At 61.8% G+C, this 17,218-nt stretch carries 15 protein-coding genes; 12 read left to right on the forward strand and 3 right to left on the reverse strand.

The annotated features are described in order from the left end of the window. Positions 1–19: 19 nt before the first annotated feature. Complete coding sequence (locus F6S08_RS12380) at positions 20–436, forward strand: SRPBCC family protein (protein ID WP_065927955.1); 417 nt, start codon at positions 20–22, stop codon at positions 434–436. Between the two features lie 322 nt (positions 437–758). On the opposite strand, the gene F6S08_RS12385 is transcribed toward F6S08_RS12380, so the two are convergent. Together F6S08_RS12385 and F6S08_RS12390 are read right to left on the reverse strand one after the other, a co-directional pair. After that, positions 759–2,153: a sensor histidine kinase gene (locus tag F6S08_RS12385; RefSeq protein ID WP_065927954.1), complete on the reverse strand. Its 1,395-nt coding sequence runs from the start codon at positions 2,151–2,153 to the stop codon at positions 759–761. Next, a complete protein-coding gene (locus tag F6S08_RS12390) occupies positions 2,131–2,814 on the reverse strand; it encodes a response regulator transcription factor (protein ID WP_027606536.1) in 684 nt (227 codons plus the stop codon). The genes F6S08_RS12385 and F6S08_RS12390 overlap by 23 nt, the downstream gene beginning before the upstream one ends. A 324-nt stretch (positions 2,815–3,138) precedes the next feature. Here F6S08_RS12390 and F6S08_RS12395 point away from each other — a divergent pair, with 324 nt between their 5' ends. Then, positions 3,139–4,044 carry a hypothetical protein gene (locus F6S08_RS12395; protein ID WP_115486280.1) on the forward strand — a complete coding sequence of 302 codons (906 nt, stop codon included), beginning with the start codon at positions 3,139–3,141 and terminating at the stop codon, positions 4,042–4,044. A gap of 223 nt (positions 4,045–4,267) precedes the next feature. Here F6S08_RS12395 and F6S08_RS12400 read toward each other — a convergent pair whose 3' ends face one another. Continuing rightward, positions 4,268–5,176, reverse strand: a complete 909-nt coding sequence (locus tag F6S08_RS12400; protein ID WP_010211026.1) for a MurR/RpiR family transcriptional regulator — start codon at positions 5,174–5,176, stop codon at positions 4,268–4,270. Between the two features lie 284 nt (positions 5,177–5,460). On the opposite strand from F6S08_RS12400, the gene iolC reads away from it, so the two are divergent. From iolC to F6S08_RS12450, 10 genes are all read left to right on the forward strand, one after another. Continuing rightward, positions 5,461–7,398, forward strand: coding sequence for a bifunctional 5-dehydro-2-deoxygluconokinase/5-dehydro-2-deoxyphosphogluconate aldolase (iolC, locus tag F6S08_RS12405; RefSeq protein WP_065947721.1), 1,938 nt, complete (start codon positions 5,461–5,463; stop codon positions 7,396–7,398). A 101-nt stretch (positions 7,399–7,499) separates the two neighbouring features. Continuing rightward, a complete protein-coding gene (gene iolE, locus F6S08_RS12410) occupies positions 7,500–8,393 on the forward strand; it encodes a myo-inosose-2 dehydratase (protein ID WP_065927951.1) in 894 nt (297 codons plus the stop codon). Next, complete coding sequence (gene iolB, locus F6S08_RS12415; protein ID WP_065927950.1) at positions 8,390–9,178, forward strand: 5-deoxy-glucuronate isomerase; 789 nt, start codon at positions 8,390–8,392, stop codon at positions 9,176–9,178. Before iolE ends, iolB begins: the two co-directional genes overlap by 4 nt. A 23-nt stretch (positions 9,179–9,201) precedes the next feature. Then, positions 9,202–10,017 (forward strand): TIM barrel protein, encoded by an 816-nt coding sequence (locus F6S08_RS12420; RefSeq protein ID WP_065927949.1) that lies wholly within the window; start codon positions 9,202–9,204, stop codon positions 10,015–10,017. Positions 10,018–10,027: 10 nt separating this feature from the next. Then, complete coding sequence (iolD, locus tag F6S08_RS12425; RefSeq protein ID WP_065927948.1) at positions 10,028–11,959, forward strand: 3D-(3,5/4)-trihydroxycyclohexane-1,2-dione acylhydrolase (decyclizing); 1,932 nt, start codon at positions 10,028–10,030, stop codon at positions 11,957–11,959. Positions 11,960–11,978: 19 nt separating this feature from the next. Then, complete coding sequence (locus F6S08_RS12430; protein ID WP_065947723.1) at positions 11,979–12,989, forward strand: Gfo/Idh/MocA family protein; 1,011 nt, start codon at positions 11,979–11,981, stop codon at positions 12,987–12,989. 239 nt (positions 12,990–13,228) lie between these two features. Further along, the gene (locus F6S08_RS12435; protein ID WP_074846360.1) at positions 13,229–14,257 is read left to right on the forward strand and encodes a Gfo/Idh/MocA family oxidoreductase; all 1,029 of its coding nucleotides are present in this window, start codon (positions 13,229–13,231) and stop codon (positions 14,255–14,257) included. A gap of 127 nt (positions 14,258–14,384) precedes the next feature. Further along, on the forward strand, positions 14,385–14,561 hold the full coding sequence (locus F6S08_RS12440) for a hypothetical protein (protein ID WP_162844258.1): 177 nt from the start codon (positions 14,385–14,387) through the stop codon (positions 14,559–14,561). Positions 14,562–14,609: 48 nt separating this feature from the next. Further along, positions 14,610–15,545, forward strand: coding sequence for a sugar ABC transporter substrate-binding protein (locus tag F6S08_RS12445; protein ID WP_065947725.1), 936 nt, complete (start codon positions 14,610–14,612; stop codon positions 15,543–15,545). Between the two features lie 65 nt (positions 15,546–15,610). Next, complete coding sequence (locus tag F6S08_RS12450; RefSeq protein ID WP_065927944.1) at positions 15,611–17,164, forward strand: sugar ABC transporter ATP-binding protein; 1,554 nt, start codon at positions 15,611–15,613, stop codon at positions 17,162–17,164. Positions 17,165–17,218 lie beyond the last annotated feature (54 nt).

Below are 17,218 nucleotides of genomic sequence, written 5' to 3' on the forward strand. Positions count from 1 at the left end.
CGACTTTTGGAGATTTAGCGTGCCAACAGCATCTGCAGTGATTGAAATCCCGGTATCGGCCGAGACGGTCTGGCACTTGGTGGGTGGCTTCAACAGCCTGCCGGACTGGCTTCCGTTTATCGCCAAGAGCGAGCCCGGTGAAGGTGGCCGCGTGCGCCATCTGACGACCGCCGACGGGGGTGTGATCGTCGAGCGTTTGCAGACCTTCGATAACGTCGGGCGTACTTACAGCTACACCATTGAAGAGTCGCCGTTTCCGGTGAGTGCCTATCTTGCGACCGTGCAGGTTGAGGCGTTGAGTGATTCGTCGGCGAAAGTGACCTGGTCCGGTGTGTTTACCCCGGCGGCGGGTACTACGGAGGCGGCGGTGGAAGAGCTGTTTGCCGGGATGTACAAAGGCGGGGTCGAGGCGTTGCGCGCCAACTTCCCGGCCTGATTCGTTCTACCAGGCAATGCAAGACTACTGTGGGAGGGGCGATAGCTATCTTCACAACTTTCAGAGACTGGCGAGTTCCCCTGTGGTGAGCGGGCTTGTCGAATCGTCGCACCGCCCGCGTTGGGCTGCGCAGCAGACCCAAAACCAGGCGCTGCGGTTTACCTGACAGAACACAGGGAGCCTGATTGGGGCTGCTTCGCAGCCCAACGCGGGCGGTGCGACGATTCGACAAGCCCGCTCACCACAGTTACAGTGTTCCTCCTTAACTGACTGGCATTGGGGCAAGCCCCCCTCCCACAGTTTGACCTCACTGGCTTATGGATCAGGCTTCGGGCATCAGCTGCTGGCGACACTCCAGCACCAGGCGCGCGCCGCCTTGCTCGCTGGTGCCGACTTCCAGCTTGAACCCATGCAGGTTGATGATCGCCGCCACGATCGACAAACCCAACCCAAACCCGCCTTGCTGGTCGCCTTCATCCACCCGATAAAAGCGCTGGAACACCGCATCGCGTTCCGCCGCCGGTATGCCGGGCCCGGAGTCGTGCACTTCGATGCGCGTGCTGCCGGCATCGTTGAGTCCCCGCAGGATCACTGCGCCGCCCGCTGGAGAGAACTTGATGGAGTTGCTCAGCAGGTTGGCCAGGGCTTCGAACAACAGGGCGCGGTCGCCGGTGATCCATGGCAGGGACTCGGGGACTTCGAGTCGCAACTGCAATTCGCCTTCCTCGGCCAGGGGCAGGTAGAAGTCATGCAACTCGCGCAGCAGCGGCAGCGGGTCCATGACCAGGAAACCGGAACGGCGCTGGTGGTCTTCCAGCTCGGAGATACGCAGCAGCCCGCGAAAGCGCGCCATCAGGGTGTCGGTCTCGGCGATGGCGTCGTCCAGTTTCACCGCGTAGCCGGAGTCCTGCTCGGCCTCCTGGCGGATGCGATAGAGCTGCGCGCGCAGGCGGGTCAATGGGGTGCGCAGGTCGTGGGCGATGTTGTCGCACACGCCCTTGACCTCGTTCATCAGCTTCTCGATGCGATCGAGCATGGCGTTGACGATGGCCGCGAGCATGTCCAGTTCGTCACGCCGGTTGGACAGCGGCAAGCGGTGGGTGAGGTCGCCGGCGACGATGGCTTCGGCGCTGGCCTGGATCCCGCGGATCCGGCGCAGCGGGCGGCGACGCAACAGATGCCAGCCGGCGGCGCCGGGGATAATGGTCAGGGACAGCGCCCATAGCAGGGCATGCCAGATGATCCGCGTCACCCCGAACAGCGAGCCATTGGCGCGCACCAGTACCAGCCAGCGGCCGTCGTCGGTATGGCTGGCGACGGCGTCGCAGCTGTCCTTGGGCAGTTTGGGGTCGTCGGAGTCGACGCAATTGGCCAGGGCGTGGATCTTGCCGTCCAGCGGCAGGTCGGGGGGAATCGCGCGGATTGGCCCACTCAAGGGGCGGAACTGCTCATCGAACAGGCCGTAGGCGTCCACGCCCTTCATGTCGAAGGTCATGCTGGTGGTCAACGCTTCCACCAGTTCTTCGCCGTCGAAGCGCTGGAACAGGTGCTGGCGTTGCATCAGCGAATGGCGCGACAGGTCACTCAGGTAACCCGAGACCTCGTAATACAGCACCCCCATGAGGATGCAGCTCCAGGCCACGAACAACGAACTGTACAACGCCAGCAAGCGGCTGCTGGATGAGCGCCAGCCCTTAGAGGGGTTCAGCAATGACATAACCGGAACCTCGTACCGTGCGGATCAGCGGCGGGAGGCCCGGTGGATCGATTTTCTTGCGCAGGCGGCCGATGTGCACGTCGATCAGGTTGGTGCCCGGGTCGAAGTGATAGCCCCAGACTTCCTCGAAGATCATCATCCGCGACAGGATCTGCCCGGTGTTGCGCATCAGGAATTCCAGCAGTTTGTATTCGGTGGGCAGCAGGCTCAGGGGCTGGTCGGCACGGCTGGCTTCGCGGCTGATCAGGTTCAGTTCCAGGTCGGCCACGCGCAGGGCGGTTTCGAATTCCTTGACCGTGCTTTTGCGGCGCAGCAGCACTTCGACGCGGGCGGCCATTTCGTCGGAGGCGAAAGGCTTGGTCAGGTAGTCATCACCGCCGGCGCGCAGGCCACGCACGCGCTCGTCGACGTCGGAGAGGGCGCTGATCATCAGGATCGGCGTCGATACGCCGATGGTGCGCAGGGTGGTGACGATGGCCAGGCCGTCGAGTTCCGGCAGCATGCGGTCGAGGGTGATCAGATCGTAATCACCACTCACGGCGCGGACCAGGCCTTCGCGGCCGTTGTCCACCCAATCTACGTCCAGTCCATGGCTACTCAGCTCGGCGACGATCTCGCGGGCCGTTACGGCGTCATCCTCGATGGTCAAAATGCGGGTCATAGGATTACCTGGTGAGCGATTCACACTAGAAGTGGGGGCATTTTGCCAAGAAACGGCTGAACGCTTCCTAAATAAAACTTCATGTTGGCAAAACTGACACAACTTTCATGACGGGTACCGGCCGGGGAGCAATCTCCTCCCACAGGGAATGCATTACGCCCGCCTGCAACAATCATTTCTTGCAAGTTGCATGGTTCAGGCAAGTTCAATTTACTTAACCTGTTGAAATACAACGGATTTAATTTTAAGCGCGACTGGCATGCTGCCTGCACTGTCCCTTTTGAGACTTGTAACACTATTTTTCCTGCCGGGAGCACCATAACAATGATCACATCGTCATCCACGCTGCAAGAGTCGAGCGCGCGCTCCGGGGTTTCCTGGGGGGCTATCTTTGCCGGGGCCGCTGCGGCGGCTGCGTTATCCCTGATTCTGGTATTGCTGGGCTTCGGCCTGGGTTTCTCGGCGGTGTCGCCGTGGGCCGACAGCGGCATCAGCGCCAAGGGGCTTGGCATTTCCACGATTGTCTGGCTGGCCTTTACCCAGATCGTCGCCTCGGGCCTGGGGGGTTACATCGCCGGCCGGTTGCGGGTGAAGTGGGCCAATATGCATGGCGATGAAGTGTACTTTCGCGACACCGCCCATGGTTTCCTGGCCTGGGCCGTCGCCACGCTGATCACTGCCGTGCTGGTGGTCGGTTCGGTCAGCAGTGTGGTCACCGGCGGCGTGAAAGCCGGTGCCAGCGTGGCAGCCGGTGCGGCCAGCGGTATCACCCAGGCCGCAGGCAGCGCAGCCAAAGGCGTCAACGGCGGCGATTTTGACTACTACGTCGACAGCCTGTTTCGTGACGATCGCCCGGTTGCCGTCAGTGATGACGCTGCCCATGGCGTGGTTGCGCGCATTTTTACCCGCACCCTGAGCAACGACGGCCAACTCGCCCCTGAAGACCGTGCCTACCTGGCCCAGTTGATCAGCCAGCGCACCAACCTCAGCCAGGCCGATGCCGAAGCGCGTATCGACAAAGTCTACGGCGACGCGCGTAAAGCCGTCGAAGACGCCAAGCTCAAGGCCAAGCAAGCCGCTGAAACGGCCGCCAAAGTCGCCGCTTATACCTCGCTGTGGACCTTTGTCGCCCTGTTGATCGGCGCCTTCTTTGCCAGCTTCGCTGCAACCTTTGGTGGCCGTCGCCGCGATGCCGTGGTGTACGTCGAAACCGAAACCTACGTTCGTTAATTCAAGGAGAACACCATGCGCTCATTACTTCTGTGGTTCCTCGGCGTGCCGATCCCGGTGATCATCCTGATCGCAATTTTCATGCACTGATCCCCGGCCTATCTCGGTCCATTGTGGGAGGGGGCTTGCTCCCGATAGCGGTGTATCAGTTGATGTTGCTGTCGACTGACACTCCGCTATCGGGGCAAGCCCCCTCCCACATTTGATTTGCGGTGTTTGATAGTCAGTCATCAAACCCGACCTGCTCGTGAATCTCATCCACCTTCAACTCCAACCGATACGCCACGGCAATAAACAACGCCTGGCACAGGCACAAGGTGGCGCTCAATGAGCGGAAGGCAAACGACGAGCCTTCATTCACCAGCAGCACCGCGTTGGCCCGCTTGGCCAGGGGCGACAGGTTGCTGTCGGTGATGATCAGGGTCTTGGCCTGATGGTGCTGGGCGATCCGCAGGCAGTGCTGGGTCTCTTTGCCGTAGGGCGTGAAGCTGATGGCGATCACCAGGTCATTGGCGCGCACGCTGCGCATCTGCTCGCGATAGCTGCCGCCCAAACCGGAAATCAGGTGGATGCGCTTGTTGGTGTGCTGCAGGTTGTAGACCAGATAATCGGCCACCGCGAACGACCGGCGCACCCCAACCACGTAGATATTGTCGGCGTTGACCACCAGGTCGACGGCCTTGTCGAAGGCCACATCATCCAGTTCCAGCCCCAGGCGCTCGATACCCGAGAGGGTCGCGTTGACGCACTCGCGGGCCAGGTCGCCGCCGCTGGCTTTCTGCGACTTGTTGGCGATCATGCTGCGGATGCGCTGCTGGTAGTTCTGCACCGGTGTGGTCTTGTGGGTGTAGGCCTCGCGAAACAGCGCCTGCATCTCACTGAACCCACTGAAGCCGAAACGCTGGGAAAACCGCACGATCGCCGAGGGGTGCACTTCGCATTCGCGGGCGATGTCGCTGATGCGGTCGACCATGATCCGGTCGCTCTGCTGGCTCATGTAGCTGGCGATGCGCTTGAGCTGGCGCGGCAGGCTTTCGTACTCGTCGGTGATCAGCTGCAACAGGCGTTCGGCATTGATCGGAGGGCTGGCGATGGTGTCTTCCAGGGTGGTCTCGGGATCGGTGCGGGACATGGGCAATCCTTCTGGCGTGTTCTTCTGATGCGCTGGTGGGTGGCGCAAGTCTACAGGGTAGGCGTAAAAAAATACCCCGGCATCACGGCCCGCGTGGCCTGCTGAAACGATGCACGGCAGCTGGCATGCCCCTATGCTGACGTATTGGAAAAAATATTCCACTAAAAATAATTCTGGAATAAATATTGATTGCCGCCGCCGGACGTTCTAGTCTGCTCCCACCAAGAGCGTTTGCCGTCGCCACGACGGCACAACGCAGGCTGATAAAAATAACAGGAGCCAGCATGGGCCAGACTCGTTTTGCCAGTGGGCGTCAATTGGATCTGATTTGCCTCGGGCGCCTGGGCGTCGACCTCTACGCACAGCAAGTAGGTGCGCGGCTTGAGGACGTGTCCAGCTTCGCCAAATACCTCGGCGGTTCCTCCGCCAATATCGCGTTCGGCACTGCCAGGCTGGGGCTCAAGTCGGCAATGTTGAGCCGGGTGGGGGACGACCATATGGGCCGTTTCCTGATGGAATCCCTGGCCCGCGAAGGCTGCGATGTCAGCGGCATCAAGGTCGACCCGGAACGCCTCACCGCCATGGTGCTGCTGGGCCTCAAGGACCGCGAAACCTTCCCGCTGGTGTTCTACCGCGAAAACTGCGCCGACATGGCCCTGCGCGCCGAAGACGTCAACGAAGCCTTTATTGCCTCGAGCAAAGCCTTGTTGATCACCGGCACGCATTTCTCCACCGACGGCGTGTACAAGGCCAGCATCCAGGCCCTGGACTATGCGGCCAAGCACAACGTCAAGCGCGTGCTGGATATCGACTACCGCCCCGTGTTGTGGGGCCTGGCGGGCAAGGCCGACGGCGAAACCCGGTTTGTCGCCGACCAGAACGTCAGCCAGCATGTGCAGAAAATCCTGCCGCGTTTCGACCTGATCGTCGGCACCGAAGAAGAGTTTTTGATTGCCGGCGGCAGCGAAGATCTGCTCACCGCCTTGCGCACCGTGCGTGAACTGACCCCGGCGACCCTGGTGGTCAAGCTCGGCCCGCAAGGCTGCACGGTGATCCACGGTGCAATCCCGGCGCGCCTGGAAGAGGGCGCCATCTACCCTGGCGTGCGGGTTGAAGTGCTTAACGTGCTGGGCGCCGGCGATGCCTTTATGTCGGGCTTCCTCAGCGGCTGGATCAATGACGCCAGCGATGAGCGTTGCAGCCAGTTGGCCAATGCCTGCGGTGGTCTCGTGGTCTCGCGCCACGCCTGTGCGCCGGCCATGCCGACCCCGGCCGAACTGGATTACCTGTTCAACAGCCCGGTGCCGATCACCCGGCCTGACCAGGACGCGACCCTGCAACGCCTGCACCGCGTCACCGTGCCGCGCAAGGCCTGGAAGCAGCTGTTCATCTTTGCCTTCGATCACCGCTGGCAACTGGTGGAACTGGCGCAACGCGGCGGCCAGGACCTGACCCGGATCAGCGAGATCAAGCAGCTGTTTATCCAGGCCATCGAACGCGTGGAGAAAAAGCTCGCCGAGCAGGGCGTCGAGGCCGATGTGGGCCTGTTGGCCGACCAGCGCTTCGGCCAGGACGCGCTCAATGCCGCCAGCGGTCGCGGCTGGTGGATCGCGCGTCCGGTGGAGGTGCAGAACTCGCGGCCCCTGGCGTTCGAACATGGCCGCTCGATCGGCAGCAACCTGATTGCCTGGCCCCAGGAACAGATCATCAAGTGCCTGGTGCAATACCACCCCGACGACGAGCCCATGTTGCGCCTGGAACAGGAAGCGCAGCTCAAGGCGGTGTACGAGGCTTCGGTGACCAGCGGCCATGAGCTGCTGCTGGAAGTCATCCCGCCCAAGGATCATCCGTCCACTTACCCGGACGTGCTCTATCGCAGCCTCAAGCGCCTGTACAACCTGGGTATCTACCCGGCGTGGTGGAAAATCGAGGCACAGTCGGCCGAGGACTGGACAAAGCTCGACGAACTGATCCAGGAACGCGACCCGTACTGCCGTGGCGTGGTGTTGCTGGGCCTGAACGCCTCGGCCGAATGCCTGTCCGCCGGCTTCCAGCAAGCCAGCCAGAGCAGCACCTGCCGTGGGTTTGCCGTGGGCCGCACGATTTTCCAGGAGCCGAGCCGTTTGTGGATGGCGGGGGAGATCGATGATGAGACGTTGATCCAGCAGGTCCAGGCGACCTTTGAGCAGTTGATCAACGCCTGGCGCAGTGCCCGAGGCTGAACCAAGTTCTTAATTTGAAATGCAATCCAATGTGGGAGGGGCTTGCCCCCTCCCACAGAAAGCAGATCTCAGTGATACCAGAAAATAATAAAGGTGCAGCCATGCCCGCAATCCGAATTGGCATCAACCCGATCTCCTGGAGCAACGACGACCTTCCGGCCCTCGGCGGTGAAACCCCGCTGAGCACCGCCCTGAGCGAAGGCAAGGAAATCGGCTACGAAGGTTTCGAGCTCAACGGCAAATTCCCCAAGGACGCCAAGGGCGTCGGCGACGTCCTGCGCCCCTATGACCTGGCGCTGGTCTCCGGCTGGTACTCCAGTCGCCTGGCCCGTCGCTCGGTGGCCGAAGAAATCGAAGCCATCGCCGGCCACGTCGAACTGCTGAAACAAAACGGCGCCAAGGTGCTGGTGTACGGCGAGGTGGCCGATTCGATCCAGGGCTCGCGCATTCGCCTGATCGAGCGTCCTCGGTTTCAGAGTGAACAGGCCTGGCAGGACTACGCCGACAAACTCACGGAGCTGGCGCGTTTCACCCTGTCCCAGGGCGTGCGCCTGGCGTACCACCATCATATGGGCGCGTATGTCGAATCGCCTGAAGACATCGATCAGTTGATGGGCCGTACCGGGCCGGAAGTCGGCCTGCTGTTCGATTCGGGCCACTGCTATATGGGCGGCGGCGAACCCATCGAGGTGTTGCGCAAGCATATCGACCGCGTCTGCCACGTGCATTTCAAGGACGTGCGCAAAGCCGTGGTGCAACTGGCGCGCAACCAGATGTGGAGCTTCCCCGATTGCATCGTCAACGGCACCTTCACCGTGCCCGGGGATGGCGATATCGATTTTGCCGAGTTGCTCGATGTGCTGATGGCCGCGAAATACGCGGGCTGGCTGGTGGTAGAAGCCGAGCAGGATCCGGCCGTGGCGCCCAGCTACGTCTATGCGAAAAAGGGCTATGACACATTGCGTGCGCTTCTCGATGAGAGGACCCAACCATGAGCTTGCTGGTAAAGAGCAGTAAACGCGGACAAACCATGGTCGCCCTGGAAGAGGGCCGCCTGGAATACGTAGGCTTTGCCGCCTACCGCCTGAGCCTTGGCGAAACATTGCCGGTGACTGCCGGCGATCAGGAGCTGTGCCTGGTGCTGCTCAGCGGTCGGGTCAATATCGAAGGCGAGGGCTTCAACTGGCAGAACCTCGGTGATCGCCAGTCGGTGTTCGAGGACAAATCGCCGTTCGCCGCCTATCTGCCGCCGGGTACCGATGCCCAGGTCACGGCGTTGAGCGACGTGCAGATTGCCGTGTGCGCCGCACCGGGTGCTCCGGGTTTCGAGCCACGCCTGATCCGTCCTGAACAGTGCAAGCGCAGCGTACGCGGCAAAGGCGCCAATACCCGCTACGTGTGCGACATCCTGCCGGATACCGACCCGGCCCATTCGCTGCTGGTGGTGGAAGTGCGCACGCCGTCCGGGCATTCGTCGAGCTACCCGCCGCACAAGCACGACACCGACGACCTGCCGCACCAGAGCTTTCTTGAAGAGACCTACTACCACCAGATCAACCCGCCCCAGGGCTTCGTGTTCCAACGGGTGTACACCGACGACCGCAGCATCGACCAGGCCATGGCCGTGGAAAACAGTGATCTGGTGGTGGTGCCCAAGGGCTATCACCCGGTCAGCGTGCCGTATGGCTACGAGTCTTACTACCTGAACGTGATGGCGGGCCCCAAGCGCGCCTGGCATTTCCACAACGACCCGCAGCACAGCTGGCTGCTGGACCTTTAAACGGTGTTGGACGGAGAATAACAATGAAGTCGCCTCTACGCTTTGCCCTCAACCGTATGGTCGCGCCCAACCTGTCCCTGCCGGATTTCATCCAGCTGGCCGTGGCCTTGAAATGCGATGCCATCGAGATTCGCAACGACCTCAAGGATCGCCAGATCGAATACGGCACCCCGGCCGGCCGCGTGCGCGAATTGTGCGCGGCCCAGGGCATCACGGTGCTGTCGATCAACGCGCTGTACCCCTTTGATGTCTGGAATGACGAGCGCCGCGCCCAGGCGATAGCGCTCGCCACCTATGCCCGCGAATGTGGTGCGCAAGGCTTGGTGATGTGCCCGTTCAATGAACCCGGCGACACCCGCAACGAAGCCCAGCGCGCCGCCGGTTTGCGCACCGCGTTGAGCCAACTGGCGCCGATCCTGCGCGAGTACGGGATTCTCGGGTTTATCGAGCCCCTGGGCTTTGAAGAATGTGCCATGCGCCGCAAGCGCGTGGCGGTGGATGCGATCCAGTCCATCGGCGGCCTGGATGTATTCCGCCTGGTGCACGACACCTTCCACCACCACCTGGCCAGCGAGCATGAGTTCTTCCCGGAACTGACCGGGCTGGTGCATATCTCCGGCGTGGAAGATGCCGAGGCGCCGCTCAATTCGATCCGCGACGGCCACCGCGTGCTGGTGGGCGAGGGCGATATCCTCGGCAATACCGCGCAGATCGACACCTTGCTCAGCAGCGGTTACAGCGGCTACCTGTCGTTCGAACCGTTTGCGACAAGCGTGCACGAGCTGGCGGATATCCAGCAGGCCTTGGGGGCAAGCATCGCCCACCTGCAGAAACGATAAGGGGCGCGACATGACCACCACCCGACTGACCATGGCCCAGGCCCTGGTGAAGTTTTTGGATAACCAGTACATCGAAGTCGATGGCGTGCAGAGCAAGTTCGTCGCCGGCGTGTTCACTATTTTCGGCCACGGCAACGTGCTGGGCCTGGGTCAGGCCCTGGAACAGGACAGCGGCGACCTGGTGGTGCATCAGGGCCGTAACGAGCAGGGCATGGCCCATGCCGCCATCGGTTTTGCCAAGCAGCACTTGCGCCGCAAGATCTACGCCTGCACCGCCTCTGTCGGCCCAGGTGCGGCGAATATGCTCACCGCTGCGGCGACCGCCACTGCCAACCGTATCCCGTTGCTGTTGCTGCCCGGCGATGTCTACGCCAGCCGCCAGCCCGACCCGGTGCTGCAACAGATCGAGCAGTTCCACGACCTCAGCATCAGCACCAACGATGCCTTCCGTTCCGTGAGCAAATACTGGGACCGCATCAACCGCCCCGAGCAACTGATGACGGCGGCGATTCATGCCATGCGCGTGCTCACCGATCCCGCTGAAACCGGCGCGGTGACCCTGGCGCTGCCCCAGGACGTGCAGGCCGAAGCCTGGGACTACCCCGACTACTTCCTGCAAAAACGGGTGCACCGTATCGACCGCCGCCCGGCCACCGCCGCGATGATCGGCGATGGGTTGGCCGCCTTCCGGGGCAAGCGCAAACCGCTGATCATCTGCGGTGGCGGCGTGAAGTACTCCGGAGCGAATGCTGCCTTGCAAGCCTTTGCCGAGCGCTTTGATATTCCTTTCGCCGAAACCCAGGCGGGCAAGAGCGCGGTGGTCTCGAGCCATCCGCTGAATGTGGGCGGTATCGGTGAAACCGGCTGCCTGGCCGCCAACCTGCTGGCGCCCGAGGCCGACCTGATCATCGGCATCGGCACCCGTTACACCGACTTCACCACCTCGTCGAAATCGCTGTTCAAGCATGCCGAGGTGAAGTTTCTCAACCTCAATATCAGCCCCTGCGACGCCTTGAAACTCGACGGCGTGCAGGTGCTGGCCGACGCGAAGGTCGCCCTCGAAGCGCTGGCCGATGCTCTCGGTGATTACCGTTCCGGCTGGGGCGAGCAGATCGCCGACGCCAAGGCGCAACTGGACGCCGAAGTGGACCGTGTGCATCAGGTCGAGTACCACGGCGATGATTTTGTGCCGGAAGTCGACGACCACCTCGACCGCGCCGTGCTGCGTGAATTTATCGAACTGACCGGCTCATGCCTGACCCAGAGCCGGGTGCTCGGCGTCCTCAACCAGACCCTGGCCGACGACGCGATCATCGTCGCCGCGGCCGGCAGCCTGCCCGGCGACCTGCAGCGCGCCTGGCGCAGCAAGGGCGTCAACACCTACCACGTCGAGTACGGTTATTCGTGCATGGGCTATGAGATCAATGCCGCCCTCGGCGTGAAGCTCGCCGAGCCCTCCAAGGAGGTCTATGCGCTGGTCGGCGATGGCTCCTACATGATGCTGCACTCGGAGCTGGCCACCTCGATCCAGGAACGCCGCAAGATCAACGTGGTGCTGCTCGACAACATGGCCTTCGGTTGCATCAACAACCTGCAGATCGGCAACGGCATGGACAGCTTCGGCACCGAGTTCCGCTACCGCAACCCCGAGAGCGGCAAGCTCGACGGCGGCCTGGTGCCGGTGGACTTCGCCATGAGTGCGGCGGCCTATGGCTGCAAGACCTACAAGGTCAGCACGGTGGAGCAGTTGGAGGCGGCCCTGGCCGATGCGCGCACGCAAAGCGTCTCGACCCTGATCGACATTAAGGTCCTGCCCAAGACCATGGTCCACGGCTACCTGTCGTGGTGGCGGGTGGGGGTGGCGCAGGTGTCCACCAGCGAGCGCACCAACGCGGCGGCGAAAAAACTCAATGAACACCTGGCCAAGGCCCGGCAGTACTAATAACTAGAGGAGCGTTTGTATGTCTTTGAAGCTTGGTGTAATCGGTACCGGCGCCATCGGCCGCGATCATATTCGTCGGTGCAGCCAGACCCTGCTCAACAGCCAGGTGGTGGCGGTGACCGACATCAACCTTGAGCAGGCCGCCAAGGTGGTCGCGGAGTTGAAGCTGGACGCCGAGGTGTACGCGGACGGCCATGGGCTGATCAACTCGCCGCAGGTCGAGGCGATCCTGGTCACGTCCTGGGGCCCGAGCCACGAGGAGTTCGTGCTCGCCGCCATCGCCGCCGGCAAACCGGTGTTCTGCGAGAAGCCCCTGGCGGTGACGGCCGAAGGCTGCCGCAAGATCGTCGACGCCGAAGTGGCCTACGGCAAGCGCCTGGTGCAAGTGGGCTTTATGCGCCCCTATGACGAAGGTTATCGCGCCCTCAAGGCGGTGATCGACAGCGGCCAGATCGGCGAGCCGTTGATGCTGCACTGCGCGCACCGTAACCCGACGGTGGGCGAGAACTACAAGACCGACATGGCGATCACCGACACCCTGATCCACGAGCTGGATGTCCTGCGCTGGCTGCTCAACGACGACTACGTGTCGGTGCAGGTGGTGTTCCCGCGCAAGACCAGCAAGGCCCTGGCCCATCTGCGCGACCCGCAGATCGTGCTGCTGGAAACCGCCAAGGGCACTCGTATCGACGTGGAAGTGTTTGTGAACTGCCAGTACGGCTACGACATCCAGTGCGAAGTGGTGGGGGAGACCGGCATCGCCAAATTGCCGGAGCCGTCCCAGGTACAGCTGCGCAGCGATGCCAAGCTGTCGAATGCGATCCTGATGGATTGGAAGGACCGTTTTATCGGGGCCTATGACGTGGAGTTGCAGGCCTTCATCGATAGCGTGCGTGCTGGTCAGGTCGGTGGGCCGTCGGCGTGGGATGGCTTTGCGGCGGCGGTAGCGGCGGATGCGTGTATCGAGGCCCAGGGCAGTGAGCAGATTGTGAAGGTCCGCCTGCCGGATCGCCCACACTTCTACGGCTAACACTCGGTCAATGTGGGAGGGACAAGCCCTAATGCCACTCAGTTAAGGCTTTTTGTAGGAGCGAGCTTGCTCGCGAAAAACTCACAGGCGCCGCGTTCATTCAGGAAGCACTCGTTATCGTTGACGTTTTTCGCGAGCAAGCTCGCTCCTACAGGAGGCGATGTACGCTTAACTGACTGGCATTAGGGCAAGCCCCCTCCCACAGTTGATTGGTTTCCAATTCAATTCAGGAGTTGATCATGAGAATCGGACTAGTCGGCTACGGCCACGGAGGGCGCTTTTTTCATGCGCCGCTGATTGCAACTTTGCCGGGGGCGACGTTTGTCGGCGTGGTGACGCGCTCACCCGAGCGCCGCCAGCAATTAAGTACCGATCTTCCAGGTGTGAAGGCCTTTGACAGCATCGGCCAGATCGTCGAAGCCGGCGTCGATGCCCTGGTGATTTCCACCACCCTCAAGGGCCGTCCGGCGCTGGTGCTGGAAGCCATCGAGCACGGCGTGGCGGTGGTCAGCGACAAACCCTTTGCCGCCAACGCTGAACAGGCCCAGGCGCTGATCACGGCCGCCGAGCGCCATGAGGTGTTGCTCAGCGTCTACCAGAACCGGCGCTGGGACTCGGACTACCTGACCCTGCGCAAATTGATCGACGCCGGTGCCCTGGGCGAGATCACCCGCTTTGAATCCCGCGTCGAGCGCTACAGCCCGCAGGCCGTGGGCAATGCCAGCGGCGGCGGCTGGTTGCGCGACCTGGGCAGCCACCTGGTGGACCAGGCGCTGCAACTGTTCGGTCCGGTGGAGCGGGTCTTTGCGCAGTTACAGTTCACCCCTGAATACCCCACTGTCGACCACGGCTTCTTCGTCTCCCTGACCCACGCCAACGGGGTGGTTTCCCATTTGTGGGGCAACGCCCTGCAGAACAGCCAGGCTCCGCGTTTTCGCGTCAGTGGCACCTTGGGTTGCTATACCGTGGACGGACTGGACGGCCAGGAAGAAGCGCTGATGGCCGGCAAGTCACCGAAAACCGAAGGCGAACACTGGGGCGCAGAAGAACATCGCCGCTGGGGCTGGTTCGAACAGGGGCCGGAACGTGAGCGAGTGCCGTCGGAGAAGGGCTGCTGGACCCAGTTCTATCGCCAGTTGCAAGCGGCGGTAAACGGGCAGGGCCCGTTGCCCGTGGACGCTTATGACGCGCTGGAAACCACGCGTATATTGGACGCCGCACGCCTCAGCGCCGAGCGCCAGCAGGTGGTTTCAACAAAAATAGAATAAAATTCTAAAACAGGTTGATATGGAAATTATTTTCCAATAAAGTCTTTTCCAGGTTGCATAAAGTACGTTCGGACTCGATTCGCACGACTCAACAAAAACAAGATCAAAAACAACCAGGTACCGTCAGATGAAAATCTTCAACGCTGTACTGCGAGTTTTACGCCCTGCCCACACGCCCCGCGGCCTGCCCCGCGCCCGGCCGTTCTACTTCTCCTTCCTTAATGTGCTGTGCGTCGAAAACCAGGGCGCGCTGGTCTGCTGCATTCCAGGCGCACCGGTCGTACGCGTGCCTGCCGAGCTCTGATAAACGCAACGTCCAAAAAACCAACAAGAAAGTGGAGACAGACCGTTCATGAAGACCCCGATCCGTTTTACCGCGCTGGCTTTATCCATGCTGCTGGCCAGCGGTGTTGCCAGTGCCGCCGACATCAAGGTCGGCGTGAGCATGTCCGCCTTCGATGACACCTTCCTCACTTACCTGCGCGAAGACATGGACAAGCAGGCCAAGTCCTATCCCAAGGGTGACGGCGTGCAGCTGCAGTTCGAAGATGCCCGCGCCGATGTGGTCAAGCAACTGAGCCAGGTGGAGAACTTCATCAGCCAGAAAGTTGACGCCATTATCGTCAACCCGGTCGACACAGCCTCTACCAAGAACATCATCAATGCCGCGACCAAGGCCGGCATCCCGCTGGTGTTCGTCAACCGCCGTCCCGACCAGAAGGACTTGCCCAAGGACGTCGTGGCCGTGACCTCCGATGACGTCGAGGCCGGCAAGCTGCAAATGCAGTACATCGCTGAAAAACTCGGTGGCAAGGGCAAGATCGTGATCCTGCTGGGCGACCTGGCGAACAATTCCACCACCAACCGCACCAAGGGCGTGAAGGAAGTGTTGACCAAGTACCCGGACATCAAGATCGAACAGGAACAGACCGGCATCTGGCTGCGGGACAAGGGCATGACCCTGGTCAACGATTGGCTGACCCAAGGCCGCGAGTTCAATGCGGTGTTGGCCAACAACGATGAGATGGCCATCGGCGCGTCCATGGCGCTGAAATCGGCCGGCAAGGAAAAGGGCAGTGTGCTGATCGCGGGGGTCGACGGTACGCCGGATGGCTTGAATGCGATCACCAAGGGTGACATGGCCGCCTCCGCGTTCCAGGACGCCAAGGGCCAGGCAGTGGGCTCGGTGGAAGCGGCGCGCAAGATGGCCAAGAAGGAACCGGTCGAGCAGAACGTGATCATTCCGTTCCAGCTGATCACCCCGGAAAACGTCGCCACGTTCAAGTAGCCCTGACATAACAACAATGAACCGGCAGGGCGGTCGTGCCCGCCCTGCTGATGGAGTACCGTCTTATGCTCGCTCAAGCCGCTGTCTCGCAGCCTCCCGGTATCCAGCCGTTGCCGCTGGACGAACCCTACCTGTTGGAAATCGTCAACATCAGCAAAGGCTTTCCCGGCGTCGTGGCCCTGGCCGACGTACAACTGCGTGTACGCCCCGGTACGGTGCTGGCGCTGATGGGCGAGAACGGTGCGGGCAAGTCGACCTTGATGAAAATCATCGCCGGCATCTACCAGCCCGACGCCGGTGAAATCCGCCTGCGCGGCAAGCCCATCGTGTTTGACACGCCGCTGGCGGCGCAGAAGGCCGGGATTGCGATGATCCACCAGGAGCTCAACCTGATGCCGCACATGAGCATCGCCGAGAATATCTGGATCGGCCGCGAGCAGCTCAACAGCCTGCACATGGTCAACCACCGCGAAATGCACCGCTGCACCGCCGAGTTGCTGGCGCGCCTGCGCATCAACCTGGACCCCGAGGAACACGTGGGTAACCTGAGCATCGCCGAGCGGCAGATGGTCGAAATTGCCAAGGCTGTGTCCTACGACTCCGACATCCTGATCATGGATGAACCGACATCGGCCATTACCGAGAAGGAAGTGGCCCACCTGTTTTCGATCATTGCCGACCTCAAGGCCCAGGGCAAAGGCATTGTCTACATCACGCACAAAATGAACGAAGTGTTCGCCATTGCCGATGAAGTGGCGGTGTTCCGCGACGGCCAGTACATCGGCCTGCAACGCGCCGACAGCATGAACAGCGACAGCCTGATATCGATGATGGTGGGTCGCGAGCTGAGCCAGTTGTTCCCGGTGCGCGAGACGCCCATCGGCGAACTGCTGCTGTCGGTGCGCGACCTGCGCCTGGACGGGGTGTTCCAGGGCGTGTCGTTCGACCTGCATGCCGGTGAGATCCTCGGCATCGCCGGGCTGATGGGCTCGGGGCGCACCAATGTGGCGGAAACCATTTTCGGCATCACCCCCAGCAGCGGTGGGCAGATCACCCTGGATGGCGAGGCGGTGCGCATCAGCGACCCGCACATGGCCATCGAAAAAGGCTTCGCGCTGTTGACCGAGGACCGCAAGCTCAGTGGCCTGTTCCCCTGCCTGTCGGTGCTGGAAAACATGGAAATGGCCGTGCTGCCGCACTATTCGGGCAACGGTTTTATCCAGCAGAAAGCCCTGCGCGCCCTGTGCGAGGACATGTGCAAGAAACTGCGGGTGAAGACGCCATCCCTGGAGCAGTGCATCGACACCTTGTCCGGCGGCAACCAGCAGAAAGCCCTGCTGGCGCGCTGGTTGATGACCAACCCACGCTTGCTGATCCTCGATGAACCGACCCGGGGCATCGACGTAGGCGCCAAGGCCGAGATCTATCGCTTGATCTCCTTCCTCGCCAGCGAAGGCATGGCGGTGATCATGATTTCCTCCGAGCTGCCTGAAGTGCTGGGCATGAGCGACCGGGTGATGGTGATGCACGAAGGCGAACTGATGGGCACCCTGGACCGTGCGGATGCGACCCAGGAAAAAGTCATGCAGCTGGCTTCCGGTATGACCGCAGTCCACTGACGAACAGCCGCGCGGGCCTGCGGTTGGCCCGCGCCATAGAATAAGAAGGTGATT

Origin of the sequence: Pseudomonas sp. JV449 (assembly GCF_032424295.1) — a bacterium.
In the GTDB taxonomy this organism is placed as follows: domain Bacteria; phylum Pseudomonadota; class Gammaproteobacteria; order Pseudomonadales; family Pseudomonadaceae; genus Aquipseudomonas; species Aquipseudomonas marginalis.

Bases quoted from the DNA above. Each gene is read 5' to 3' on its own strand.
- iolB (WP_065927950.1), top strand. From the start codon at position 8,390: ATGAGCTTGCTGGTAAAGAGCAGTAAACGCGGACAAACCATGGTCGCC.
- F6S08_RS12385 (WP_065927954.1), bottom strand. From the start codon at position 2,153: ATGTCATTGCTGAACCCCTCTAAGGGCTGGCGCTCATCCAGCAGCCGC.
- F6S08_RS12445 (WP_065947725.1), top strand. From the start codon at position 14,610: ATGAAGACCCCGATCCGTTTTACCGCGCTGGCTTTATCCATGCTGCTG.
- F6S08_RS12430 (WP_065947723.1), top strand. From the start codon at position 11,979: ATGTCTTTGAAGCTTGGTGTAATCGGTACCGGCGCCATCGGCCGCGAT.
- F6S08_RS12390 (WP_027606536.1), bottom strand. From the start codon at position 2,814: ATGACCCGCATTTTGACCATCGAGGATGACGCCGTAACGGCCCGCGAG.
- F6S08_RS12395 (WP_115486280.1), top strand. From the start codon at position 3,139: ATGATCACATCGTCATCCACGCTGCAAGAGTCGAGCGCGCGCTCCGGG.
- F6S08_RS12420 (WP_065927949.1), top strand. From the start codon at position 9,202: ATGAAGTCGCCTCTACGCTTTGCCCTCAACCGTATGGTCGCGCCCAAC.
- iolC (WP_065947721.1), top strand. From the start codon at position 5,461: ATGGGCCAGACTCGTTTTGCCAGTGGGCGTCAATTGGATCTGATTTGC.
- F6S08_RS12440 (WP_162844258.1), top strand. From the start codon at position 14,385: ATGAAAATCTTCAACGCTGTACTGCGAGTTTTACGCCCTGCCCACACG.
- iolE (WP_065927951.1), top strand. From the start codon at position 7,500: ATGCCCGCAATCCGAATTGGCATCAACCCGATCTCCTGGAGCAACGAC.
- F6S08_RS12435 (WP_074846360.1), top strand. From the start codon at position 13,229: ATGAGAATCGGACTAGTCGGCTACGGCCACGGAGGGCGCTTTTTTCAT.
- F6S08_RS12400 (WP_010211026.1), bottom strand. From the start codon at position 5,176: ATGTCCCGCACCGATCCCGAGACCACCCTGGAAGACACCATCGCCAGC.
- iolD (WP_065927948.1), top strand. From the start codon at position 10,028: ATGACCACCACCCGACTGACCATGGCCCAGGCCCTGGTGAAGTTTTTG.
- F6S08_RS12450 (WP_065927944.1), top strand. From the start codon at position 15,611: ATGCTCGCTCAAGCCGCTGTCTCGCAGCCTCCCGGTATCCAGCCGTTG.